At 60.5% G+C, this 23,563-nt stretch carries 21 protein-coding genes; 11 read left to right on the plus strand and 10 right to left on the minus strand.

Going from position 1 to position 23,563, the window contains the following annotated elements:
- Positions 1–78: 78 nt before the first annotated feature.
- On the minus strand, positions 79–1,374 hold the full coding sequence (locus ACV8MC_RS17560) for an OprD family porin (protein ID WP_016775185.1): 1,296 nt from the start codon (positions 1,372–1,374) through the stop codon (positions 79–81).
- Positions 1,375–1,683: 309 nt separating this feature from the next.
- Here ACV8MC_RS17560 and ACV8MC_RS17565 point away from each other — a divergent pair, with 309 nt between their 5' ends.
- Both ACV8MC_RS17565 and ACV8MC_RS17570 read left to right on the plus strand, forming a co-directional pair.
- Positions 1,684–3,339 carry an MFS transporter gene (locus ACV8MC_RS17565; RefSeq protein WP_236168615.1) on the plus strand — a complete coding sequence of 552 codons (1,656 nt, stop codon included), beginning with the start codon at positions 1,684–1,686 and terminating at the stop codon, positions 3,337–3,339.
- Positions 3,336–4,478 (plus strand): HlyD family secretion protein, encoded by a 1,143-nt coding sequence (locus ACV8MC_RS17570; protein ID WP_041480937.1) that lies wholly within the window; start codon positions 3,336–3,338, stop codon positions 4,476–4,478. Before ACV8MC_RS17565 ends, ACV8MC_RS17570 begins: the two co-directional genes overlap by 4 nt.
- Positions 4,479–4,603: 125 nt before the next feature.
- On the opposite strand, the gene ACV8MC_RS17575 is transcribed toward ACV8MC_RS17570, so the two are convergent.
- Positions 4,604–4,798 (minus strand): hypothetical protein, encoded by a 195-nt coding sequence (locus ACV8MC_RS17575; protein WP_024013337.1) that lies wholly within the window; start codon positions 4,796–4,798, stop codon positions 4,604–4,606.
- A gap of 107 nt (positions 4,799–4,905) precedes the next feature.
- Here ACV8MC_RS17575 and thpR point away from each other — a divergent pair, with 107 nt between their 5' ends.
- Complete coding sequence (gene thpR, locus ACV8MC_RS17580; RefSeq protein ID WP_150741094.1) at positions 4,906–5,445, plus strand: RNA 2',3'-cyclic phosphodiesterase; 540 nt, start codon at positions 4,906–4,908, stop codon at positions 5,443–5,445.
- A gap of 244 nt (positions 5,446–5,689) precedes the next feature.
- Here the strand turns inward: thpR and ACV8MC_RS17585 are convergent, their stop codons facing one another.
- The 5 genes from ACV8MC_RS17585 to ACV8MC_RS17605 all read right to left on the minus strand — a co-directional run bounded on the left by ACV8MC_RS17585 (position 5,690) and on the right by ACV8MC_RS17605 (position 11,035).
- Entirely contained in the window at positions 5,690–6,787 is a 1,098-nt protein-coding gene (locus ACV8MC_RS17585; RefSeq protein ID WP_073471234.1) for a polyamine ABC transporter substrate-binding protein, read from the minus strand.
- Positions 6,788–6,982: 195 nt separating this feature from the next.
- Positions 6,983–7,855 (minus strand): ABC transporter permease subunit, encoded by an 873-nt coding sequence (locus ACV8MC_RS17590; protein WP_252876523.1) that lies wholly within the window; start codon positions 7,853–7,855, stop codon positions 6,983–6,985.
- The gene (locus ACV8MC_RS17595; protein WP_457262781.1) at positions 7,852–8,766 is read right to left on the minus strand and encodes an ABC transporter permease subunit; all 915 of its coding nucleotides are present in this window, start codon (positions 8,764–8,766) and stop codon (positions 7,852–7,854) included. Before ACV8MC_RS17595 ends, ACV8MC_RS17590 begins: the two co-directional genes overlap by 4 nt.
- Entirely contained in the window at positions 8,763–9,905 is a 1,143-nt protein-coding gene (locus ACV8MC_RS17600; protein WP_039763289.1) for an ABC transporter ATP-binding protein, read from the minus strand. The genes ACV8MC_RS17595 and ACV8MC_RS17600 overlap by 4 nt, the downstream gene beginning before the upstream one ends.
- A 368-nt stretch (positions 9,906–10,273) precedes the next feature.
- Positions 10,274–11,035: a gamma-glutamyl-gamma-aminobutyrate hydrolase family protein gene (locus tag ACV8MC_RS17605; RefSeq protein WP_457262783.1), complete on the minus strand. Its 762-nt coding sequence runs from the start codon at positions 11,033–11,035 to the stop codon at positions 10,274–10,276.
- A gap of 282 nt (positions 11,036–11,317) precedes the next feature.
- On the opposite strand from ACV8MC_RS17605, the gene ACV8MC_RS17610 reads away from it, so the two are divergent.
- The 5 genes from ACV8MC_RS17610 to ACV8MC_RS17630 all read left to right on the plus strand — a co-directional run bounded on the left by ACV8MC_RS17610 (position 11,318) and on the right by ACV8MC_RS17630 (position 17,089).
- Positions 11,318–12,694 carry a glutamine synthetase family protein gene (locus ACV8MC_RS17610; RefSeq protein ID WP_007918694.1) on the plus strand — a complete coding sequence of 459 codons (1,377 nt, stop codon included), beginning with the start codon at positions 11,318–11,320 and terminating at the stop codon, positions 12,692–12,694.
- A 255-nt stretch (positions 12,695–12,949) separates the two neighbouring features.
- Positions 12,950–14,440, plus strand: a complete 1,491-nt coding sequence (locus tag ACV8MC_RS17615) for an aldehyde dehydrogenase (protein WP_457262785.1) — start codon at positions 12,950–12,952, stop codon at positions 14,438–14,440.
- A 49-nt stretch (positions 14,441–14,489) separates the two neighbouring features.
- Entirely contained in the window at positions 14,490–15,773 is a 1,284-nt protein-coding gene (locus tag ACV8MC_RS17620; protein ID WP_457262787.1) for an NAD(P)/FAD-dependent oxidoreductase, read from the plus strand.
- Positions 15,774–16,113: 340 nt separating this feature from the next.
- Positions 16,114–16,662, plus strand: coding sequence for a cupin domain-containing protein (locus tag ACV8MC_RS17625; RefSeq protein WP_011333561.1), 549 nt, complete (start codon positions 16,114–16,116; stop codon positions 16,660–16,662).
- Positions 16,663–16,804: 142 nt separating this feature from the next.
- On the plus strand, positions 16,805–17,089 hold the full coding sequence (locus ACV8MC_RS17630) for a hypothetical protein (protein ID WP_217849279.1): 285 nt from the start codon (positions 16,805–16,807) through the stop codon (positions 17,087–17,089).
- 70 nt (positions 17,090–17,159) lie between these two features.
- Here the strand turns inward: ACV8MC_RS17630 and ACV8MC_RS17635 are convergent, their stop codons facing one another.
- Entirely contained in the window at positions 17,160–17,591 is a 432-nt protein-coding gene (locus tag ACV8MC_RS17635; RefSeq protein ID WP_457262789.1) for a hypothetical protein, read from the minus strand.
- A 159-nt stretch (positions 17,592–17,750) separates the two neighbouring features.
- On the opposite strand from ACV8MC_RS17635, the gene ACV8MC_RS17640 reads away from it, so the two are divergent.
- From ACV8MC_RS17640 to ACV8MC_RS17650, 3 genes are all read left to right on the plus strand, one after another.
- A complete protein-coding gene (locus ACV8MC_RS17640) occupies positions 17,751–18,173 on the plus strand; it encodes an HD domain-containing protein (protein ID WP_457262791.1) in 423 nt (140 codons plus the stop codon).
- A 146-nt stretch (positions 18,174–18,319) separates the two neighbouring features.
- A complete protein-coding gene (locus ACV8MC_RS17645) occupies positions 18,320–19,375 on the plus strand; it encodes an AbrB family transcriptional regulator (RefSeq protein WP_457262792.1) in 1,056 nt (351 codons plus the stop codon).
- 186 nt (positions 19,376–19,561) lie between these two features.
- Positions 19,562–20,347, plus strand: coding sequence for a DeoR/GlpR family DNA-binding transcription regulator (locus tag ACV8MC_RS17650; protein WP_457262794.1), 786 nt, complete (start codon positions 19,562–19,564; stop codon positions 20,345–20,347).
- Between the two features lie 112 nt (positions 20,348–20,459).
- Here the strand turns inward: ACV8MC_RS17650 and ACV8MC_RS17655 are convergent, their stop codons facing one another.
- Both ACV8MC_RS17655 and ACV8MC_RS17660 read right to left on the minus strand, forming a co-directional pair.
- Positions 20,460–21,743, minus strand: coding sequence for an NAD(P)/FAD-dependent oxidoreductase (locus ACV8MC_RS17655; RefSeq protein WP_336342263.1), 1,284 nt, complete (start codon positions 21,741–21,743; stop codon positions 20,460–20,462).
- Between the two features lie 146 nt (positions 21,744–21,889).
- Positions 21,890–23,254: a glutamine synthetase family protein gene (locus ACV8MC_RS17660; protein WP_457262796.1), complete on the minus strand. Its 1,365-nt coding sequence runs from the start codon at positions 23,252–23,254 to the stop codon at positions 21,890–21,892.
- Between the last annotated feature and the right edge of the window lie 309 nt (positions 23,255–23,563).

The raw sequence follows: 23,563 nt of genomic DNA on the forward strand, positions 1-23,563 counted from the left end.
GTTGTGCCAGTCAGAACAAGTCGACTGGTCCGGCGCTTTCGCGAGCAGGCTCGCTCCCACAGGGCAAACCGCCAACCGTTACAACAACGAAATCGGATAGCTGATAAAGATCCGGTTCTCGTCAAATTCGTTGGTGCTGAAGTCCCGGCGAATGGTCGCGTTGCGCCATTTCACGTTGAGGTTCTTCAGCGGGCCGCTCTGCACGGTGTAGGCCAGTTCCGATTCGCGGCCCCATTCCTTGCCGTCATTGGTGGTGGCGGTGTGCACGTTATCGCCGCTGATGTAGCGGTTCATCAGGGTCAGGCCAGGCACGCCCAGCGCAACGAAGTTGTAGTCGTGACGCACCTGCCAGGAGCGCTCTTTGGCGTTGTCATAACTGGCGTTGTAACTGTCGTTGGCCAGGGTGCCGCCGCTGGTGCCGTTGACGCGCATCCAGGCATCGTCGCCGGTGAGTTTCTGCAGGCCGACGTAGAAGGTGTTGCCACCATATTTCGCCGAGAGCAGGGCGAACGCGGTCTTGTTGTCGAGGTCGCCGGCCTGAGCGCTGCCGTCTTCCTTGCCGGTGAAGAAACCGAGGTTGGCGCCCAGCGTCCAGTCGCCCATCGGCTGGCTGTGGCTGAGGTTGAAATACTGCTGCTGATAGATGTCGGTGAGCTCGGCGTACCACACGCCGACCATGGTGCGTTTTTCGTTGAAGCTGTATTCGCCGCCGCCGAAGTTGAAGCGATCGGAGGTGAATGCACCGCGGCCGTTCATCGACATGTCTTCCATGCTCGCGTCGTTGCGCGGGCTGTTGCCACGGAACTGGCCGCCGTAGACGGTCAGGCCGTTGATTTCAGTGGACGTGATCTGGCCGCCGCGAAAGGTCTGCGGTAGGGAGCGGCCGTCGTCGGAGCGCAGGATCGGCAATACAGGCATCCATTCACCGACCTTCAATTCGGTTTTCGAGACTTTGGCTTTCAGCGCCACGCCGAGGCGACCGAAATTGTCGGCCGGGCGACCGTCATCATGAATCGGCAACAGTTGCGTGCCGCCAGTGCCTTTGCCGCCATCGAGCTTTTGCGAATACAGCCCGAGCACATCGAGGCCGAAGCCGACGGTGCCTTGGGTGAAGCCGGATTTGGCGTCGAGAATGAAGCTCTGCGTCCACTCTTCAGCCTTGCCCTGCGGATAGGCCGGGTTGACGAAGTTGCGGTTGAAGTAGGCGTTGCGCAGGTTCAGCGTGGCTTTGCTGTCGTCGAGGAAGCCTTCGGCATCAGCGCTCATGGGCAGGGCCAGGGCTAGGCTGCTGCAACCGATCAGGCTGAGGGTCGAACGCGGCTTGAAATGGGCAAAACGTGAAGGGCGGACGGAATTGCGGGCGAGTGGGCTCACTGTGACGCTCCCTGGATCGTTTGTTGTTTTTATTATTTGTCATACGTCGTCGTACAACATCGATGCGGATATTTCCCAGATTTTCAGGGATTGTCAACTGGAAGTTATACGATGACCTCCCATGCGACGCCGAACCCATGTGGGAGCGAGCCTGCTCGCGAATGCGGACTTTCAATCAATGAAGTTGTCGACTGACACAGCGCTTTCGCGAGCAGGCTCGCTCCCACAGGGTTCCTTGGTGTCTGTCGAGTCGTGTATTGCCCGTCAAATTGCGGCAAACTTCCTTCACCCCCAGCACCAGGCCGATCCATGGATAAATACGCCCCGCGCAACTGGCAACCCCACGAAAAGCCCAGCCTGCCCGGTTCCCCATCGACACCATTGCACTCCACGCCCAAGCGCCTGGCTTATGCGGCGGTTGGCGTGCTGGTGGCGGTGACTGGTGGGTTGGGCAACTCGCTGGTGGTTGCCAACCTGCCTTACCTGCAAGGCTCGCTCGGCGCGACCACGGCGGAAATGGCCTGGTTGCCGGCGGCGTACGTGATGACCAACGTGTCGATGAACCTGCTGTTGGTGAAGTTTCGCCAGCAGTTCGGCTTGCGCGCGTTCACCGAGGTGTTTCTGGTGCTGTATGCACTGGTGACCTTCGGCCATTTGTTCGTCAACGATCTCAACTCGGCAGTGGCGGTGCGAGCAGCGCACGGCATGGTCGGTGCGGCGCTGAGCTCGCTGGGTCTGTATTACATGGTGCAGGCGTTCCCGGCGAAGTGGCGGCTCAAAGCGTTGGTACTCGGCCTCGGCACGTCGCAATTGGCGTTGCCGCTGGCGCGGCTGTTCTCCGAAGACCTGTTGCAGATCGCCGAATGGCGCGGCCTCTATCTGTTCGAATTGGGCATGGCCCTGCTGTCACTCGGCTGTGTGTTGCTGCTGAAGTTGCCGCCCGGTGACCGCTTCAAGACCTTCGAAAAACTCGACTTCCTGACCTTCGCCATCCTCGCCACCGGTGTGGCGTTGTTGTGCGCGGTGCTGTCGCTGGGGCGCATCGACTGGTGGCTGGAGGCGGACTGGATCGGCGTGGCGCTGGCCTGTTCGATCGCGCTGATCATCATGGGCCTGGCCATTGAGCACAATCGCAGCAACCCGATGTTGATGACCCGCTGGCTGGGCAGCGGAACGATGATTCGCCTGGCGCTGGCGGTGACCCTGATTCGCATGGTCACCTCGGAGCAATCCACCGGCGCGGTCGGTTTCATGCAGAACCTGAACATGGGCTATGAGCAATTGCACAGTCTGTATGTGGTGATGCTGATCGGCAGTATCGCCGGGCTTGCCACCAGCGCACTGACCATCGACCCCAAACACTTGCTGATGCCGTTGATCATCTCGCTGGCACTGATGGCCACCGGTTCGGTGATGGACAGTTTTTCCAACAACCTGACCCGCCCGCAAAATCTCTACTTCAGCCAGTTCCTGCTGGCGTTCGGCAGTACGTTTTTTCTCGGCCCGACCATGGTCTTCGGCACGCGCAACGTGCTGACCAATCCGCGCAACCTGGTGAGTTTTTCCGTGCTGTTCGGGATCTGCAACAACCTCGGTGGGCTGCTCGGCGCGGCGTTGCTTGGCACTTTTCAGATCGTGCGGGAGAAGTACCACTCCAGCCACATCGTCGATCATCTGGTGATGTCCGATCCGTTGGTGGCGGCGCGCGTGCAGAGTGGCGGTTCGGCCTACGGCGGTTTGCTCGCCGACCCGAGCCTGCGCAATCTGGCCGGCATTCGCAGCCTCGCCAATGCGGCAACACGCGAAGCGAACGTGCTGGCCTATAACGATGTCTTCATGCTGATCGCGGTCATTGCCGTCCTGACCATGATCTGGCTTTCGATTCGTGCGTTGTGGCTGATGAGCACCACCAAAGCCATTGAGCCGACACCTTCCGTACCACCCAGCGGTGCCACTTCTTCATGACCGAACCGACCACCACAACCACCAATGCCATCGCCGCCACGCCTGAAGGGGAAGCGCCGCCATCGTCGCCGAACACTGCGCCGCGTTCGCTGCGGGTGCGGATCATATCTTCGCTGGGCTTTGCCGCAATCGCCATCGTCGGCGTGCTGATCGTGCTGTATGCGTGGCAACTGCCGCCGTTCAGCAGTGCGGTCGAAACCACCGAAAACGCCTTGGTGCGCGGGCAGGTGACGATCATCGGCCCGCAGCTCAGCGGCTATGTGTTCGAGGTGCCGGTGCAGGACTTCCAGTACGTCAAGGCCGGGGATCTGCTGGTGCGTCTGGACGACCGCATTTATCAGCAACGCCTCGACCAGTCCCTGGCACAACTGGCGGTGCAGAAGGCCGGGCTGGCCAACGTCGTGCAGCAACGCAACAGCGCCGAGGCAACGATCAAATTGCGTCAGGCGGTGCTCGCCGACAGCCAGGCGCAGTTGCGCAAGAGCGAGGCCGATCTGCGGCGTAATCAGGAACTGGTGCGCGACGGCTCGGTGTCCAAGCGCGAATTCGACGTGACCCTTGCTGCCAACGCGCAGAGCACGGCTTCTGTGGCGCAGGCCAAGGCCAATCTGGAAATCGCCCGTCAGGATCTGCAAACGGTGATCGTCAATCGCGGCTCGCTGGAGGCCGCCGTGGCCAGTGCCGAAGCAGCGGTGCAACTGGCGCGCATCGATCTGTCGAACACGCGAATTGTCGCCCCGCGCGACGGCCAGCTCGGGCAGATCGGCGTGCGCTTGGGCGCCTACGTCAACTCCGGCGCGCAGTTGATGGCGTTGGTCCCGGACCAGAAATGGGTGATCGCCAACATGAAGGAAACCCAGATGGCCAACGTACGTGTCGGGCAACCGGTGCGCTTCACCGTCGACGCCTTGAACCACCGCAGATTCACCGGCCATGTGCAGCATATTTCGCCGGGCACCGGCTCGGAATTTGCCTTGCTGCAGGCCGACAACGCCACCGGCAACTTCGTCAAGATCGCCCAGCGGGTGCCGGTGCGCATCACTATCGATCCCGATCAGCAGGAAGCAGAACGCTTGCGGCCGGGGATGTCAGTTGTTGTCAGCATCGACACCGCCGCCGGCGACACCCAACCCCACTGATCAATGCATAACCCTGTGGGAGCGAGCCTGCTCGCGAAAGCGTCGTATCAGTAACATTTCTTTATCTGACACACCGCTTTCGCGAGCAGGCTCGCTCCCACAGGATTAGTGCTCACGGGCTCTATTCATTCGGGCGAGGGGGTGACCCGGCAACTTTTGCGGTTGCGGATCTGCTCGTCGCTGGGCCTCTCGCGGACGAATTCGAAGCGCGGTTCGCCTTCGCTGTAATGCACCAGCCAGCCCCATTCCAGTTCACTTTCGTCCTGTCCGGGATGTGGTGGCCGGGCCCACCAGGGTTCTTTGCTGAGGATCTCGCGCATGGCAGCCTCCGGTTGATGGCAATCCCTGAACTATAGCTTCCTGTCGCGAGTCGTCAGCACAGGCTGTGTAGAATCGGCGCGATCATGACGAACAAGGGGGCAGGGCAATGATTGATGGGGTGCGCAAGGATGAACCTGCAAAGCGGCTGTTCTTTGCCCTGGATTGCCCGCCGGCGCAGCGCAAGGCAATCGCCCAGTGGCGCGCGGAGCTGGGCCTGCGCAGCGGCAAACCGGTGCCGGCGGATAACTTTCATCTGACTCTGCTGTTCCTCGGTGCGGTGCCGTTGGCGCAGATTCACGGCGTCTGCGAAGCAGCGGGCAGTGTGCGTATTCCGGGCGAAACGTTGCGTATTGAGCTGGATCGCTTGCAGGTCTGGCATCGCGCCGGTGTGCTGTCGCTGGCGCCCGAGCAGGCACCGCCGGCGCTGTTGCGCCTGGTCTACGCGCTGGAGCAGGCGATGCTGCCGTTCGGTTTTGAACAACCCACCCACGAGTTCCGTCCGCACTTGACGCTGGCCCGCGAGTACCGCGCGCCGGAGCCGGAAGCGCGCACGCCGCCGGAGTTCTTTCTGCGTGCTGAACGCTTCGCTCTGTTCGAATCGCACAAGGGTCGCTATCGAGTTGTGCAGGACTGGCCGCTGATCTGAACGGACAAAAAAAGGCGCCCGAAGGCGCCTGCAAATTCACCCGAGCCGAGGGAGCCGGGTGAGGCCGTTCAGAGCAGGGTGCAGCGGTGGTAAGGCGCTGCGTGAACGGAAAATTTTCAGCACTGCATTGCTTCATTGTGGGAGCGAGCCTGCTCGCGAAAGGGTCGGCACATGCGGCATCTCAATCGCCTGACACGGCGCCTTCGCGAGCAGGCTCGCTCCCACATTTTGATCATCGCTGTTTTTATTTACCGAGCTTCACCCGCGTCCAGCCGCGCGTCATGATCCGCTGTGTGGCAATCGGCTGATCCGGCACGGCATACAACGTCGCCATCACCGCTTGCGAGGGATACGAGCCCGGTTCGTTGCGGATCGCTTCGTCCACCAATGGCGTGGCCGCTGCGTTGGCGTTGCTGTAGCCGATGCTGTTGGTGACTTCGGCGATGATGTCCGGGCGCATCAGGAAATCCATGAACAGGTAGGCGTTGTCGACGTTCGCCGCATCACGGGGGATGGCGACCATGTCGTAGAAACTGCCGGCGCCTTCCTTGGGAATGCTGTAGTCGATCACCACCTTGTTGCCCGATTCCACCGCGCGGGCCTTGGCCTGCAGGACGTCGCCGGAGTAACCGACCGCCACGCAGATGTTGCCGTTGGCCAGATCGGAGATGTATTTCGAGGAATGGAAATACGCTACGTACGGGCGGATTTTCATGAACAGCGCTTCGGCTTCGGCGATGTGCGCCTTGTCCTTGTCGTTCACCGGATAGCCCAGGTAGTGCAGGGCGGCCGGGAGCATTTCGGTCGGCGAATCGAGGAAACTGATGCCACAGGCTTTGAGTTTTTCCGCGTTCTCCGGTTTGAACAGCAAGTCCCAGGAGTTGGTCGGGGCGTTGGCGCCGAGTACTTCCTTGACCTTGGCCGGGTTGAAGCCGATGCCGATCGAGCCCCACATGTACGGGAACGCATGCGCGTTGTCCGGATCACTGGCGGAAGCGTTTTTCAGCAATACCGGGTTGAGATTCTTCCAGTTCGGCAGCTTCGACTTGTCCAGCGGCTGGTAGACGCCGGCCTTGATCTGCTTGGCCAGGAAACTGTTCGACGGCACGACGATGTCATAGCCGGATTTGCCCGCGAGCAGGCGCGCTTCCAGAGTTTCGTTGCTGTCGAAGACGTCGTAGGTCACGCGAATGCCGGTCTCGTCTTCGAATTTCTTCACGGTGTCCGGCGCGATGTAATCGGACCAGTTGTAAACACGCAGCACCTTGTCGTTGGCCTGGGCGCCCATGACCATTGCGCCCATTAAGGACAGTGTCAGCAGAGTCCTGCCAAACATTTTCATCGGTACAACTCCCTTCTTCTTATTCAAAAACACAAAAGCTCGGTGCACTTGAACCTTGTGGCGAGGGGATTTATCCCCGCTCGGCTGCGTAGCAGTCGCAAAACCTGAATACGGAGTCTTCAGGTAGAACTGCAGGGGCCGCTTCGCAGCCCAACGGGGATAAATCCCCTCGCCACAGTTGTTCATCGGTGTTGCTCAGGCAGTCGCCGTTGCCGGCTGTTGCCACGACTCGTTTGCGGTCTGATCCATCGCTTCCTGGATCGCCCGTTTGCGATTGGCTTCGGCCTTGCGGCCGAAGTACCAGACGAGGAAAGTCACCAGCGATACCGCCAGTAGAATCAGGCTGGCCACGGCGTTGATCTCGGGTTTAACGCCCAGGCGCACCGCCGAGAACACTTCCATCGGCAGCGTCGTCGAGCCCGGCCCGGAAACGAAACTCGCCAGCACCAGATCGTCCAGCGACAAGGCAAACGACATCATTCCGCCGGCGGCCAGCGACGGCGCGATCATGGGAATGGTGATCAGGAAAAACACTTTGAATGGTTTGGCGCCGAGGTCCATCGCCGCTTCTTCGATCGACAGATCCAGCTCGCGAAGGCGCGCGGAGACTACCACCGCGACATAGGCTGCACAAAACGTGGTGTGGGCGATCCAGATGGTGACGATGCCGCGCTCCTGCGGCCAGCCGATCAGTTGCGCCATCGCCACGAACAGCAGCAACAGCGACAGGCCGGTGATCACTTCCGGCATCACCAACGGCGCGGTCACCAGACCACCAAACAGCGTGCGGCCCTTGAAGCGCGTCACCCGCGTCAGCACGAACGCCGCCAGCGTCCCCAGTGCCACAGCGGCAATCGCGGTGTAGCAGGCGATCTCCAGCGAGCGCAGCACCGAGCCCATCAGTTGCGTGTTGTCGAGCAGGCCGACATACCACTTCACTGACCAGCCACCCCACACCGTCACCAGCTTCGAGGCGTTGAACGAGTAGATCACCAGAATCAGCATCGGCAGATAAATGAACATCAAGCCGAAGATCAGCATGAACCTGGAAAAGTTGAAGCGTTTCATCCCCGTGCCTCCATCTCTTTGGCCTGGCTGCGGTTGAACAGCAGAATCGGCACAATCAGGATCAACAGCATCACCACCGCCAGCGCGGAAGCTACCGGCCAGTCGCGGTTATTGAAGAACTCCTGCCACAGCACGCGACCGATCATCAGCGTCTCCGGGCCACCCAGCAGTTCTGGAATCACGAACTCGCCGACCACCGGAATGAACACCAGCATGCAGCCGGCAATGATGCCGTTCTTGGCCAGCGGCACGGTGATCTTCCAGAAGTTGTTGAAGTTGCTCGAACCCAGATCCTGCGCGGCTTCCAGCAGGCTGTTGTCGTGCTTGACGAGGTTGGCGTAGAGCGGCAGCACCATGAACGGCAGATAGGCATAGACCACGCCGATGTACACCGCAGTGTTGGTGTTGAGGATCTCGATCGGGTGATCGGTGAGCCCGGTCCACATCAGGAACCCGTTGAGCAACCCGTTGTTGCTGAGGATGCCCATCCACGCATACACGCGGATCAGGATCGCCGTCCAGGTCGGCATCATGATCAACAGCAGCAGGACATTTTGCGTTTCCTTGCCGGTCTTGGTGATCGCGTACGCCATCGGGAAACCGATCACCAGGCACATCAGCGTGCTCAATGCCGCGACCTTCAGCGAGCCGAGGTACGCCGACAGGTACAGCTCGTCTTCGCCGAGCAGGGTGTAGTTGCCGATGTTCAGCAGCAGCTGGAATTTCTGTTCGGCGAAGGTGTGGATCTCCGAGTACGGCGGGATCGACAGCGCGGCTTCCGAGAAGCTGATCTTCATCACCAGAAAGAACGGCAGCATGAAGAACAGGAACAGCCAGATGAACGGAATGCCGATCACCAGTTTTCGTCCGCTGGGCACCAGGCGCAAGAATTGCTGATTGAAAGTTCTCATGAGCGCAGCACCACGCCGCTGTCGTCTTCCCACCAGACGTAGACTTTGTCGTCCCAGGTCGGCCGCGCGCCACGCCGCTCGGCATTGGCCATGAACGACTGGACGATCTTGCCGCCGGGCAGCTCGACGTAGAACACCGAATGGCCGCCGAGGTAGGCGATGTCGTGGACCTTGCCTTCGGACCAGTTGTAGCGGAACTCCGGTTGGGTGGTGCTGACGAGCATTTTTTCCGGGCGAATGGCGTAAGTGATCGACTTGTCCTGCACCGACGTGCTGACGCCGTGACCGACATAGATCTTCTGCTGCAAGTCGGGGCTGTGAATGATCGCGTGGCCTTCGAGATCTTCCACTACGGTGCCGTCGAAGGCGTTCACGTTACCGATGAATTCGCAGACCATGCGGCTGACCGGCGCTTCATAAATGTCGACCGGGCTGCCGATCTGCGCGATCCAGCCCAGGTGCATGATCGCGATGCGCTGGGCCATGGTCATGGCTTCTTCCTGGTCGTGGGTGACCATGACGCAGGTCACGCCGACGCGCTCGATGATCTCCACCAGCTCCAGTTGCATCTGCGAACGCAGCTTTTTATCCAGCGCGCCCATCGGCTCGTCGAGCAGCAACAGTTTCGGCCGTTTGGCCAACGAGCGGGCGAGGGCGACGCGCTGACGCTGGCCGCCGGACAACTGGTGCGGGCGGCGCTTGGCGTATTGGGTCATGTGCACCAGCCGCAGCATTTCTTCGACGCGGGCATCGATTTCGCTGGCCGGCAAACGGTCCTGTTTGAGGCCGAAGGCGATGTTCTGCGCCACGGTCATGTGCGGGAACAGTGCGTAGGACTGGAACATCATGTTGATCGGCCGCTCGTACGGCGGCATGTCGGTGATGTCCACGCCATCGAGCAGAATCCGCCCCTCGGTCGGCCGCTCGAAACCGGCGAGCATGCGCAGCAGCGTCGATTTGCCCGAACCGGAACCGCCCAGCAGCGCGAAGATCTCGCCCTGATGGATCTCCAGGGACACATCGTCCACGGCCACGGTTTCGTCGAACTTCTTGGTGACACGATCGACTTTCACCAACACCTTTTTCGGTTGCTGATGACCTTCGAGTGCCTTGCGGTAAGTGCTGGAGGCGTTTGCCATGTGAAACTCCCAACAGGTGTCGTGTGCCTGGCCAATGTGGCCGGGCTTAAGTGGATTGCGGAGCGGTCCGGAATGCCTGTCAGCTGGCGCAGAACCTGTGGGAGCGAGCCTGCTCGCGAATACGGAGTGTCAGTCGACATCATCGTTTGCTGATACACCGCTTTCGCGAGCAGGCTCGCTCCCACAGGGGATATGCGTTGACCTGAGTGGCCTTTGTCCGTACCGATCCGGCTTGTTCGGCGCCGCCGTCCTGGCTGCCTGGGTCGTACTTGTTGTTATCACGGGTGTCGCTGTTCACGAATGACGGATGTGCGCAGGCACACCCGACGTCCGTGGGGGCAGTAATCGTTATGGATTCTTGGGTTGAGTCAGCGCTGACTGCGCTTCGCCGCCCGTTGCCGGCACGCTGCGCCGAACGCCTGGAAAATCTTCAGGTAGTTCGGGTTGTCCAGCACTTGCCATTCCGGGTGCCATTGCACGCCGAGGGCGAAGGTCGTGCTGTGCTCGACCGAGATCGCCTCGATCAAACCGTCCGGCGCCACGGCTTCAGCACACAGGCCGGGAGCGAGGCGGTCGATGCCTTGGCTGTGAATCGAATTGACCTGAAATTTGTCGGGCAGCCCCAACGCTTCGAACACGCCGCCAGCGATCACGCTGACCGCATGGGCCGGTGCATATTGCACGGCCACATCCGGGCTGTCGGCTTCGCGGTGATCAAGCATGCCGGGCAGCTCATGCACCTTCTGATGCAGGCTGCCGCCGAACGCCACATTCATCTCCTGGAAACCACGGCAGATGCCGAGCACCGGAACGCCCGCCGCGATGGCTGCACGCAATAAAGGAAGGGTGGTGGCGTCACGGGCCGGATCGTGATCCGTGCCGGGCGCACTGGCCGCGCCTTGATAGTGGAAGGGCTCCACGTTCGAGGGAGAGCCGGTGAGCAACAGACCGTCGAGCTGACCGAGCAGGTCATCGATTTCAGTCAGGTTGCCGAGGGAAGGAATGACCACTGGCAACCCTTGAGCGCCAACGCTGACAGCACGTACGTACTTGTCGCCGCTGATGTGATAGGGGTGCAGGCCAATCTGTTTGACGCACGCAGTAACGCCGATCAATGGCTTGAATGCCATTTTTATTCACCTCGAAGTCTGTCGCTTGAACGAGCTTTTCCGGAGCTTAGCTTCGTTGATTTTAATTAACAACTGTCATGTAAAAAATTCTAAACGCGGTTCATCAAATCGTTTAGGTTTACCGGGGTTTACCGGCGGATATGGCACGAGAGTGTTAAGAAAAGCCCGAAAAATAAAGGCTGCAGGGCAGGGTGTTCGCTATTGACTTCACTTTGCCTTTCGGATTGACTGGCTGCGCAACACAGTGGTGAACATAATAATTAACAGCTAAATAGGTGCATCATGTCGGTCCCTCTGCGTACCGTTCAACTCAACGAAGCCAACGCATTCCTTAAGAAATATCCTGAGGTTTTGTACGTCGACCTTCTGATTGCGGATATGAACGGTGTGGTGCGCGGCAAGCGCATCGAACGCACCAGTCTTCATAAGGTGTACGAAAAAGGCATCAACCTGCCGGCGTCGCTCTTTGCGCTGGACATCAACGGCTCGACGGTGGAAAGCACCGGTCTGGGCCTGGATATCGGCGATGCCGATCGCATCTGCTACCCGATCCCCGGCACCCTGAGCATCGAGCCGTGGCAAAAACGCCCGACCGCTCAACTGCTGATGACCATGCACGAGATCGAAGGTCAGCCGTTCTTCGCCGACCCGCGTGAAGTGCTGGCCAACGTTGTGCGCAAATTCGACGACCTCGGCCTGACCATCTGCGCGGCGTTCGAACTCGAGTTCTACCTGATCGACCAGGACAACGTGAATGGCCGTCCGCAATCGCCACGTTCACCGGTATCCGGTAAGCGTCCGGTGTCGACCCAGGTTTACCTGATCGACGATCTCGACGAATACGTCGATTGCCTGCAAGACATCCTTGAAGGCGCGAAAGAGCAGGGCATCCCGGCGGATGCCATCGTCAAGGAAAGCGCCCCGGCGCAGTTCGAAGTCAACCTGCATCACGTCTCCGACCCGATCAAGGCGTGCGATTACGCGGTTCTGCTCAAGCGTCTGGTGAAGAACATCGCCTACGACCACGAGATGGACACGACCTTCATGGCCAAGCCTTATCCGGGCCAGGCCGGCAATGGTTTGCACGTGCACATTTCGATTCTGGACAAAGAAGGCAACAACATCTTCGCCAGCGAGGATCCCGAGCAGAACGCCGCACTGCGTCACGCGATCGGCGGTGTGCTCGAGACCCTGCCGGCGCAAATGGCGTTTCTCTGCCCGAACGTCAACTCGTACCGCCGCTTCGGCGCACAGTTCTATGTGCCGAACTCGCCGAGCTGGGGCATCGACAACCGCACCGTGGCCGTGCGCGTGCCGACAGGTTCAGCGGACGCCGTGCGCATCGAACACCGCGTCGCCGGTGCCGATGCCAACCCGTACCTGCTGATGGCTTCGGTGCTGGCCGGCATTCACCACGGGCTTACCAACCAGATCGAGCCTGGCGCGCCGGTCGAAGGCAACAGCTACGAGCAGAACGAGCAGAGCCTGCCGAACAACCTGCGCGACGCCTTGCGCGAGCTCGACGACAGCGAAGTCATGGCGCGCTACATCGACCCGATGTACATCGACGTGTTCGTTGCGTGCAAGGAAAGCGAGCTGGCCGAGTTCGAGAACTCGATTTCTGACCTTGAGTACAACTGGTATCTGCATACGGTCTGAAGATCAAAAGCCCCTCACCCTAACCCTCTCCCGGAGGGAGAGGGGACTGACCGCGTCGTCTGGAGATATCCGGCGACCTGAACGATCCAGTCGATGATGGATTCGGCAAAGATTTTTCAGGTCGGCGCAGTTACCAGACATCCCCCGATCGGTCCCCTCTCCCTCTGGGAGAGGGCTAGGGTGAGGGCAGCGATTCCCGGCCAGGCAAAGCAACCAGACCAACCCCCAAATTCCCCCTTGTCGAGCTCAAAAACAATGACCACAACCCGCAACGACTGGGAACAACGCTTCCAGTCTCTGTCCATCGAATCCCGCGCCTTCATCAACGGCGAATACCGCCCGGCGATCAGCGGCGACACTTTCGAATGTCTGAGCCCGGTCGACGGCCGCTTTCTTGCCGCCGTCGCCAGCACCGATGAAGCCGACGCCAACCTGGCCGTCGAAGCCGCGCGCCAGTCCTTCAACTCCGGCATCTGGGCGAAAAAAGCCCCGGCCGAGCGCAAGCGCGTGCTGATCCGCTTCGCCGATCTGATCCTGCAGCACCAGGAAGAACTGGCACTGCTGGAAACCCTCGACATGGGCAAGCCGATCAGCGATTCGATGAGCATCGACATCCCGGCGACCGCCAACGCGATCCGCTGGAGCGCCGAGGCCATCGACAAGATTTACGACGAAGTCGCCGCCACCCCGCACGACCAACTTGGCCTCGTCACCCGTGAGCCCTCGGGTGTGGTCGCGGCGATCGTGCCGTGGAATTTCCCGCTGATCATGGCCAGCTGGAAGTTCGCCCCGGCGCTGGCGGCGGGTAACTCGTTCATCCTCAAACCTTCGGAAAAGTCACCGCTGACCGCCATCCGCATCGCGCAACTGGCGCTGGAGGCGGGCATTCCAAAGGGCGTGTTCAACGTGCTGCCGGGCTACGGCCACACCGTCGGCAAGGCACTGGCGTTGCACATGGACGTCGACGTGCTGGCCTTCACCGGCTCCACGGCGATCGCCAAGCAACTGATGATCTACGCGGGCCAAAGCAACATGAAACGCGTCTGGCTTGAGGCCGGCGGCAAAAGCCCGAACGTGGTGTTCGCCGACGCACCGGATCTGCGCGCAGCTGCTCAAGCGGCGGCCAGTGCCATCGCCTTCAACCAGGGCGAAGTCTGCACTGCCGGCTCGCGTCTGCTGGTCGAGCGCTCGATTCGCGAGCAGTTCATCCCGCTGCTGGTGGAAGCGCTGCAAGCGTGGAAACCGGGGCACGCACTGGATCCGGCGACCACCGTCGGCGCCGTGGTCGACCAGCGTCAGCTCGATAACGTGCTGCGCTACATCAGCATCGGCCGCGAGCAGGGCGCCGAGTTGATTGCCGGCGGTCAACGCACCCTCGAAGAAACCGGCGGCCTCTACGTGCAGCCAGCGATTTTCGACGGCGTGACCAATGCGATGACCATCGCCAGGGAAGAAATCTTCGGCCCGGTGCTGTCGCTGATCACCTTCGACACTGCCGAAGAAGCCCTGCAGATCGCCAACGACAGCATCTTCGGCCTCGCCGCCGGGGTGTGGACCAGCCACCTGAGCAAGGCACACACCTTCGCCCGCGGCCTGCGCGCCGGTAGCGTCTGGGTCAACCAGTACGACGGTGGCGACATGACCGCGCCATTCGGTGGCTTCAAGCAATCGGGCAACGGCCGCGACAAATCGCTGCATGCGTTCGACAAGTACACCGAGCTGAAAGCGACCTGGATCAAGCTCTAATTCTTTTACAGCGGCGGTCGCCCCTGGTTGGCGACCCTCGGAGAAATGTATGAAACAGCAACACGTCAACAGCTACTACGCCGCCACCCGCAACGAAGTCATCGACTTTCCGATTCTCGAAGAAGCGCTGGACTGCGACGTCTGCATCATCGGCGCCGGCTATACCGGTCTGTCCTCGGCGCTGTTCCTCAGCGAAGCCGGCTACAAAGTCACCGTGCTGGAAGCGGCGAAAGTCGGCTACGGCGCCAGCGGTCGCAATGGCGGCCAACTGGTCAACTCCTACAGTCGCGACGTCGATGTCATCGAAGAGCGCTACGGCGACAAGACTGCAGAAATCCTCGGCAGCATGATCTTTGAAGGCGCCGACATCATTCGTTCGCGCATCAAGGATTACGACATCAAGTGCGACTATCGCCCGGGCGGCATCTTCGCAGCGATGAACAAGAAACAACTCAATGGCCTGGCAGAGCAGAAGCGCAATTGGGAACGCTACGGCAACCGCAATCTGAAGATGCTTGATGCAGCGGACATTCGTCGCGAAGTCGGCTCCGACGCCTACGTTGGCGGCTTGCTGGACATGCAGGGTGGCCACGTTCATCCATTGAATCTGGCGCTAGGGGAGGCCGCTGCCATCGTGCGTTTGGGCGGCAAGATCTACGAGCAATCGGCGGCGGTGGAAATCGCCTACGGCGAGCCGATCACCGTGCGCACTGCCAAAGGTCTGGTCCGCGCCAAATATTTGCTGATCGCCGGCAACGCTTATCTGCCGCAAGGCCTCGACAATCGCGTCACCGCGAAAAGCATGCCGTGCGGCTCGCAGATCGTCGTCACCGAACCGCTGACCGAGCAGCAGGCGCGCAGCCTGATCACCAATAATTACTGCGTCGAGGACTGCAACTATCTGCTGGATTACTACCGCCTCACCGCTGACAACCGCCTGCTTTACGGTGGTGGTGTGGTCTACGGCGCGCGGGAGCCGGACGATATCGAGCAGCTGATCCGGCCGAAGATCCTCAAGACCTTCCCGCAGCTCAAGGACGTGAAGATCGACTACCGCTGGACCGGCAACTTCCTGCTGACCATGTCGCGCATGCCGCAATTCGGCCGCATCGAAAAGAATGCCTACTACATGCAGGGCTACAGCGGCCACGGCGTCACCTGCTCGCACCTGGCCGGCAAACTGATCTCGGAAATGATCCGCGGCGACGCCGAACGCTTCAACGCCTTCGCCTCGCTGCCGCACATGCCAATGCTCGGCGGCCGCACCTTCTCCGCACCGCTTACCGCTCTGGGCGCGGTCTACTACTCCCTGCGCGACCGCTTCGGCGTCTGACTTACCTCCCGGCGGCGGTCCGAAAGACCTCGCCGGTTTTTCACTTATGCAAAACCACTGATGTCCACTGTGGGAGCGAGCCTGCTCGCGAAGAGGCCATATCAGGCGACATCGATTCGCCAGACACTACGCTTTCGCGAGCAGGCTCGCTCCCACAGTGGCTGTATTGCCAAGGCCAACAGGACTTTTGCCGCACCATCCATCGAACCTGCTGAGCAACACCGGCAAACGTGATTTAATAGCCGCCTTTCACGGTTCCGGGACACGGGAGCAACGTGATCCGCGCGACCTGCGCGTCACCCGCCACCCACCCCCATCGCCCCTTTTACATAAGGCAGTCATGGATACGGGTTCTCGACTCAAACTAGTACGCGAAAGCTACAAACTCTCCCAGCGCGAGCTCGCCCGGCGTAGCGGCGTGACCAACGCGACCATCTCGCTGATCGAACAGAACCGCGTCAGCCCCTCCGTCAGCTCGCTGAAAAAGCTGCTCGAAGGCATACCGATGTCCCTGGCCGACTTCTTCACCTTCGACCAGCCCCCGCGCGAACACCAATACGTATTCCGCGCCAACGAACAACCTGACCTTGGCCGCCACGGCCTGCGCCTGCTGCTCATCGGCGCCTCCGTCCCTAGCCGTCAGATGCGCCTGCTCCGCGAACAATACGCCCCCGGCGCCAGCTCCGGCGAAGAGCCGATCGTGCATGCCGAAGGCGAAGAGTGCGGACTGGTCACGCGCGGCACGGTAGAACTGACCGTGGACGGGCAGGTGAGTGTGTTGAGTGCGGGGGATGGTTATTACTTTCCGACGACGTTGCCGCATAAATTCCGCAATATCGGCGCGGATGAGGCGGAGATTATCAGTGCGAATACGCCGGCGAATTTCTGATCGGATAACGCATATTGTTTGTTGACCCGGCATCTTTTAGGGGGTGTCGGGTTGTTTGTTCCTGCCATTCGTCACCCCTTCCGCATTTTCCCCGCGCACGCGCTTCCAATGCATAACTCACCCCCGCAGAGGAACCGCCGACATGCATAAATCCAGTCTCGCAGCATTCACCTTGGCCACGCTGTTATCCGCCACTTCGCTCTATGCAACAGCCGCCAGCGATACCCCGGCACCCACCGCTAACGACGGCAATAGCCAAACCAATCCGAGTGCGCCGGAAGACATTCATTCCAATGGCGCCACCGTGCCCAAAGGCACGCAGGGCAACACCACCAACAATGACGGCTCTACACCTTCGGGTTCCAAGCCCAGTGGTTCGAAGCAATCGAACGACAGCGGCACGAGCAGCGGTGCAGGTGAAGGTTGAAGCTGTTTGCAGATGCAGCAAGCCCGGCATCAAGCCGGGCTCTCTGTCAGGCAATCCTCGATAACCGAGACTATTTAGCCTTCCAGTTCCCGCCGCTGTTTTCACAATCAATCTTCGCCTGCGCCAAGTGCTCACCGTTGTAGTAATACGTGGTGACTTTGGCGTTGTCGGGCATGTTCAGCGGTTTGGCGCTTTTGTCTTTGCTGGTCGAGTGCGGGTTGGCGAGGGATTCCTGGGTGAGGCGGGCGGTGCAGGTGGCCTGGTAGTGGTCGTCGCAGCGATCGACTTTTTTCTTGGTGGCGTTGAGGGTGTCCTTGGTTTCGTTGCTGCAGGACCAGTTGATGGAGTCCACCGGCATGCCTTCGTATTCGTAACAGCTATGGGTTTCCACGGCGGGCACTGCGGCGCTGGAGGAGCGGGTCTGGACGTCGCAGCCTTCGGCCATGACGCAGGTGGGGATGATGGCGAATGTGGCGATCAGGAGCAGCAGTCGGGTTTTCATCGGCAATTCCTCTCCAATGGCGCCGCGTCTGATCGGTGATTTGGCGCTTGTCTGGTTTCGAGGCGGCGAGGGCGGGCAAGGTTCAATCGGCTTTGCGCTGCGCCATCTTCGCGTACACTGCGCAACAATCAGAAACATAAAGCGCAGGATTCGATTCCCATGGCCCAAACCCTCGAACGCGCTATCGCCATTGCCGCCACGGCCCACACCGGGCAGGTGGACAAGGGCGGGACGCCGTACATTCTGCATCCGCTGAAAGTCATGTTGCGCATGCACACGCTGGAAGAACGCATCGTCGCTGTGCTGCACGATGTGGTCGAGGATTGCGGGGTGAGTCTGGATGATTTGCGCGGGGAAGGTTTCAGCGAAGAGGTGCTGGCGGCGATTGCAGCGGTGACCAAAGTGCCCGGCGAGTCCTACGAGGATTTTGTCGACCGCGCCGCGCAAAACCCGATCGGCCGGGTGGTGAAGCTGGCGGATCTGGACGAGAACAGCGATATCTCGCGGATTGCCTCGCCGAGTTGGGAGGATCTGGAGCGGATCGAGAAATATCGGCGGGCGATTGCACGCTTGCGTATGTAAGACGTATTGGATTCTTGTGGGAGCGAGCCTGCTCGCGAAGGCGATAGACCAGTTATCTATCTGTGACTGGCAGGACGCTTTCGCGAGCAGGCTCGCTCCCACAGGGGAATGGTGGTGCGTCAGATAAATAGCCAGGAAGGCGAACTATGAAATCCATTGTGTGCTTGTTGATTGCGGCCGGTTTCGGCGCGTTGTTGCAGTTTGAAGGCGTGCCTCACGGCTTGCTGTTGGGCTCGATTGTCGTTACTGCGTTGTTTGCCAGCAAAACCGGCATCGCCCCGGCAACTCCTTATGGCTTGGGCTACATCCAGGTTACGCTGGGCATCGCCACCGGGCTGATGTTCGAAGCATGGGACAGCGAAACGGCGACGACGATGTTGCCCAGCCTTGTCGTATTGCTGATCTGCCTGACCGTACAAATTGCACTCGCCGGATGGTGGCTGACACGCGGCGCCGGCTGGAATCGCACCGATGCACTGCTGGCGTTGTATCCCGGCGCGTTGGCCGCAGTGTTCGATTTGCTTGAGTCGGAAAAGGCTTCGAGCAAAGTCATCATCGTGCATCTCATGCGACTGCTGTTGATCACCGTGCTGGTGAGTTTGCTCATTCCCGGGCAAGCAGCGGTGGCTGAAGTGGTCAGCGATCCGTTGACCACAGGCATGGCGCTGACCGCGTTCTCTGTCATCGCGCTGAGCGTATTGCTCGGCCGCCTGCTGTTGCTGATCGGCGTCCCGGCGCCGTTCATGCTCACTGCGATCATCATCACTGCTGTGTTTGTGAAGTCGGGATGGCTGCACGGCTTTCACATGCCGGATTGGAGTTTGAACCTGGCCGCACTGATTCTTGGCGTGCGTATCGGCTCACGGTTTCAGGGGCTCGGCATCGCAGAACTGGCGCGTCATGGGCGCACCGCTCTGGTTTCGGTCGGCTTGATGATCGTCGTCGCAGCGGCGTTTGCCGAGATAGCTGCGCGCTGGCTGGGCAGTGATCCGCTGGCGCTGTGGCTGGCGTACATGCCGGGCGCGATCGAGACGATTGCGATTGTCGCATTTGGCGGCGGGCTGAATGTGGTGTTTATCCTGACGCATCACTTGAGCCGGATGGTGCTGCTGCATTTTGCCCCGGCGTTGTTGGTGCAGGTCAGGCGTGGCCCAAGGCAATCGCGAACGACACGACGATCATGCAGGCGAAGGCGAAATTGAGATTCATGGGCTGTTCATCCTGACCTTTTGAGAGTGGGGCCATTGTGAACAGGCGCAGCGCAAAGAAAAAATTCGCCGTGTTGATTCCAATGATCGAAAGCATTGATAGCCGTTGCGTTTGTATTTGCCTGAGACTTTCGCTAGTGTCGCTGAAACCTGCAACTACAAGCACAAACAGGCACAACCATGCACGACCATTCCATCGCTGAACTTCCGTCCCTGCGTCGGCAAAAAATCCTTTTGCTTCTCGAACGTGACGGCAAGGTCATGGCTTCCGAGCTGAGCCAGCATTTCGCAGTGTCCGAAGACACTATCCGCCGCGACCTTGCCGAACTGGACAGCGCCGGGCTGGTGCAGCGCGTGCATGGCGGGGCGTTGCCGCGACCGAAGGACTCAGGCAAGGATTACTTCACCCGTCTGGATGAGACCGACGAGGTCAAGGTGCGCCTGGCGCAACTGGCGGCGCAGCACATCGAGGATGGGCAGATTGTGCTGTTCGATTCCGGCTCGACCACCTTGCAGGTGGCGCGCGCGTTACCGTCCCATATCCGCATCACCGCCGTGACCGCTTCCCCACTGACGGCGATTGCCTTGTCCGAATACAAGTGCGTGAAAGTGATTCTGGCGGGCGGTGAATTGAATCCGCATTCGATGTCGGCCAGTGGTCAGGAAGCGCTGCGACTGCTGGCGGGGATCAAGGCGGATCTGGCAATTACCGGGGTGTGTGCGATTCATCCCGAGGTCGGGATCACCTCGCTGCATTTCGATGAAGTGCCGATCAAACAGGCGATGCTAGACAGTGCAGCGCGGGTGATTGCAGTGACTACGGCAGACAAGCTGGGTGCGGTGGAGCCGTTTGTGGTCGCGCCGTGCACGCGCCTGCATAGGTTGATTACCGAGCGGCATCCCGGGTCGGGGAATGTCGAGGATTATCGGCGGTTGGGGATTGTGGTGGAGCAGTTGCCGGATTGAATTTTGTGTGGGGTTTGAGGGCCTCTTCGCGAGCAGGCTCGCTCCCACAGGGTGTTGTGTCGTGCACAAATCCAATGTGGGAGCGAGCCTGCTCGCGATAGGGCCAGTGAATTCAGCGCAACCGCTCAAGCATCTGGTAATACCACATCCCCGCCGCCAGCAACGGATTGCCCAGCAGGTCGCCCATTGGCACGCGGATGTGCTGGCACGCGGCGAAGGTGTCGAATTGCTCCATTTGCCCGGTGATCGCGCGGCTCATGATCTCGCCCATGATGTGCGTGGTGGCGATGCCATGTCCCGAGTAGCCCTGGCAATACCAGACGTTGTCCGAGAGCTTGCCCAGTTGCGGGATGCGGTTGATGACGATGCCCATCGCGCAGCTCCACTGGTAATCGATCGGCACGCCTTTTAGCGCCGGGAACGTGCGTTCGATACACGGGCGCAGTTCCGCAGCGATGTCGCGCGAATCCTTGCCGCTGTAGTTGGCGCCGCCGCCGAACAGCAAACGGCCGTCGGCGGTGAGCCGGTAGTAATCGAGGACGAAGCGGCAGTCGTACACGGCGAGGTCTTCGGGGTTGATCTGTTGCGCCAGATCACCGAGCGGCGCGGTGGTAACGATACCGCCCATGGCCGGGAAAATCTTGCCCTTGAGCTGGCCCGGTTCGAGCTTGTGATAGACGTCACCGGCGAGCATCACCTGACTGGCGTCGATCTGGCCGTGAGCGGTGCGCACGCCAGGTGTGTCGCCGTGGATGATCTCCAGCACTTCACTGTTTTCGAAGATCAGCGCGCCCAGGCTTTCGGCTGCGCGTGCTTCGCCAATGCACAGGTTGAGTGGGTGCAGGTGCATGTTGCGGGTGTTCTTGATTGCGCCGTGGTAAAGCTCGCTTTGCAGCAGGTCGCGAACCTGGCTGCGGTCGAGCAGGCTCACTTCATCGCCTAATCCGCGACGCACGGCTTCGTCGTAGTCCTTGCGCAGATCGACCATGTGGCTCGGCTTGTACGCCGCGTGCAAGTGGCCGTGTTTGAGGTCGCACTGGATCGCATATTTCTCGACGCGCTCGCGGATGATTTCATGCCCGCGCCAGCGCAGATGCCAGATGAAATCGTCCACGTCATCGCCTAGTTTTGCACGCATCTGTTTGCGCATCGCGCCGTCGCCGGAAAGGCTGCCGGTGACTTGCCCGCCATTGCGCCCGGTGGCGCCCCAGCCGATCTTGTGGCTTTCGACGATGGCGACTTTCAGGCCTTTTTCCGCCAGTTCAACGGCAGTGGCGACGCCAGTGAAACCGCCGCCGATGATCACCACATCGACCTTGTGCCGACCTTGCAGGGTCGGGTAGTCGGTGTCGTGGTTGAGGGTGGCGGTGTAGTAGGAATTGCAGCGAATGGTCATGTCAGGGTCCACAAAAATTCTAGTTCGAAGTGCATTCCCTGTGGGAGCGAGCCTGCTCGCGAAAGCGGTGTGTCAGTCACCCAAAATGTTGAATGTGACGACGCCTTCGCGAGCAGGCTCGCTCCCACAGGTTCGGTGTTGGATCTTTAAGCTTCGGTCAGGTACCACCGCCAATCCTGCTCACCCACTTCAGCCATGAACTGCCGATACTCGGCACGCTTCACCGCCAGATACACCCCAAGGAATTCCTGCCCCAATGCCTCCCGTGCCCACGTGGAATTTTCCAGCGCCTGTAACGACGTCAGCCAATCGGTCGGCAGCAGTTCTTTCGCCTGGGCATAACCATTGCCCTCGACCGGTGCCCCCGGATCCAGCTCTTCACGGATGCCGCGATGAATGCCGGCGAGGATCGCTGCCGCTGCCAGATAAGGGTTGGCATCGGCGCCGCAGATGCGGTGTTCGATGTGTCGTGTCGGCGCCGGCCCGCCGGGTACGCGCAGGCTGACGGTGCGGTTGTCGACGCCCCAGGTCGGCGCCAGTGGCGCGTAGCTGTTGGCCTGGAAACGCCGGTAAGAGTTGGCGTTGGGGCAGAACAGCAGCAGCGAATCGAGCAGGGAGGCGAGCATGCCGCCAATCGCCGTGCGCAACAGTGGCGTGCCGGCCGGGTCTTCAGAGGCGAACAGATTACGCCCCTCGGCATCGGCGAGGCTGACGTGCATGTGCATGCCGGTGCCGGCCAGATCATCGAACGGCTTGGCCATGAACGTCGCCTGCATGCCGTGCTTGTGCGCTACGCCTTTGACCAGACGTTTGTAGCGTACCGCCTGATCCATCGCCTCCAGTGCGTCGCCATGTTCGAGGGTGATTTCCACTTGCCCCGGGGCGTATTCGGAGATCGCCGTGCGCGCCGGAATACCGTGCAGTTTGCACGCGCTGTAAAGGTCGGCGAGGAACGGCTCGATCTGTTCCAGCTCGCGCAAACCGTAGACTTGCGTGTGTCGCGGTCGCCCGCCGTCAGCGTCCAGCGCCGGTTGTGGGCGGCCGTTGTGGTCGCGTTTGGCATCGAGCAGATAGAACTCCAGCTCGCAGGCCATTATCGGGTGGAAACCCTCGGCCTTGAGTCCGTCGATCACCTTGATCAGCAGGTGCCGAGGGTCAGCGATGCTCGCCGGCAGGCCCTCGGTCGGGTGCATGCTGACCTGCACGGCGGCGGTCGGAATCTGTCGCCACGGCAGGCGCACCAGACTGCCTTGCAGCGGATAGGCGCGGCAGTCGATGTCGCCCACATCCCAGACCAGTCCGGAGTTCTCGACGTCCTCGCCTTGTACGGTCAGGCCAAGGATGGTGCTCGGCAGCGGTCGACCGCTTTCGTATACGGCGAGCAGTTCTTCACGGTGCAACAGCTTGCCGCGCGCCACCCCGTTGGCGTCGAGGATGAACAGTTCGATCATGTCGATATCGGGGTTCTGTTCGAGGAACAGGCGTGCGTCTTCAATGGCTGCGAATTTCATGGCAAATCACTCACGGTGGCGCCGCACAGGCGCGCAGATTCGGCCGGACACGACGCGACAAAAAGGCGTAAGTGTCCCGGCAGGGATATCAGGAAAATCGGGAAATTGACTGTCGCGGTTTCAGCTCACGCGATCAGGCAGGAATGGCGATATCCGGCGGGCGTGCGGAGTGACGCAGCTTGGAGCGGCGCAGGGCCATGGGCAGATTGACGATGCGGTTCATACGCGGCCCCTGTTGCAGTGGGCGCGTACAGCAGAGACGTGCAACCTTTGGGGTTGTTGTGGTGACGTACTCATAACGCGTGTTTC

This window comes from Pseudomonas sp. PK-RTE-24 (genome assembly GCF_054052265.1).

Coding starts and splice junctions, on each gene's coding strand:
- ACV8MC_RS17620 (WP_457262787.1), top strand. CDS start 14,490: ATGAAACAGCAACACGTCAACAGCTACTACGCCGCCACCCGCAACGAA.
- ACV8MC_RS17600 (WP_039763289.1), bottom strand. CDS start 9,905: ATGGCAAACGCCTCCAGCACTTACCGCAAGGCACTCGAAGGTCATCAG.
- ACV8MC_RS17615 (WP_457262785.1), top strand. CDS start 12,950: ATGACCACAACCCGCAACGACTGGGAACAACGCTTCCAGTCTCTGTCC.
- ACV8MC_RS17630 (WP_217849279.1), top strand. CDS start 16,805: ATGCATAAATCCAGTCTCGCAGCATTCACCTTGGCCACGCTGTTATCC.
- ACV8MC_RS17585 (WP_073471234.1), bottom strand. CDS start 6,787: ATGAAAATGTTTGGCAGGACTCTGCTGACACTGTCCTTAATGGGCGCA.
- ACV8MC_RS17650 (WP_457262794.1), top strand. CDS start 19,562: ATGCACGACCATTCCATCGCTGAACTTCCGTCCCTGCGTCGGCAAAAA.
- ACV8MC_RS17590 (WP_252876523.1), bottom strand. CDS start 7,855: ATGAAACGCTTCAACTTTTCCAGGTTCATGCTGATCTTCGGCTTGATG.
- ACV8MC_RS17645 (WP_457262792.1), top strand. CDS start 18,320: ATGAAATCCATTGTGTGCTTGTTGATTGCGGCCGGTTTCGGCGCGTTG.
- ACV8MC_RS17595 (WP_457262781.1), bottom strand. CDS start 8,766: ATGAGAACTTTCAATCAGCAATTCTTGCGCCTGGTGCCCAGCGGACGA.
- ACV8MC_RS17570 (WP_041480937.1), top strand. CDS start 3,336: ATGACCGAACCGACCACCACAACCACCAATGCCATCGCCGCCACGCCT.
- ACV8MC_RS17660 (WP_457262796.1), bottom strand. CDS start 23,254: ATGAAATTCGCAGCCATTGAAGACGCACGCCTGTTCCTCGAACAGAAC.
- ACV8MC_RS17640 (WP_457262791.1), top strand. CDS start 17,751: ATGGCCCAAACCCTCGAACGCGCTATCGCCATTGCCGCCACGGCCCAC.
- ACV8MC_RS17605 (WP_457262783.1), bottom strand. CDS start 11,035: ATGGCATTCAAGCCATTGATCGGCGTTACTGCGTGCGTCAAACAGATT.
- ACV8MC_RS17655 (WP_336342263.1), bottom strand. CDS start 21,743: ATGACCATTCGCTGCAATTCCTACTACACCGCCACCCTCAACCACGAC.
- ACV8MC_RS17625 (WP_011333561.1), top strand. CDS start 16,114: ATGGATACGGGTTCTCGACTCAAACTAGTACGCGAAAGCTACAAACTC.
- ACV8MC_RS17610 (WP_007918694.1), top strand. CDS start 11,318: ATGTCGGTCCCTCTGCGTACCGTTCAACTCAACGAAGCCAACGCATTC.
- ACV8MC_RS17565 (WP_236168615.1), top strand. CDS start 1,684: ATGGATAAATACGCCCCGCGCAACTGGCAACCCCACGAAAAGCCCAGC.
- ACV8MC_RS17635 (WP_457262789.1), bottom strand. CDS start 17,591: ATGAAAACCCGACTGCTGCTCCTGATCGCCACATTCGCCATCATCCCC.
- thpR (WP_150741094.1), top strand. CDS start 4,906: ATGATTGATGGGGTGCGCAAGGATGAACCTGCAAAGCGGCTGTTCTTT.
- ACV8MC_RS17575 (WP_024013337.1), bottom strand. CDS start 4,798: ATGCGCGAGATCCTCAGCAAAGAACCCTGGTGGGCCCGGCCACCACAT.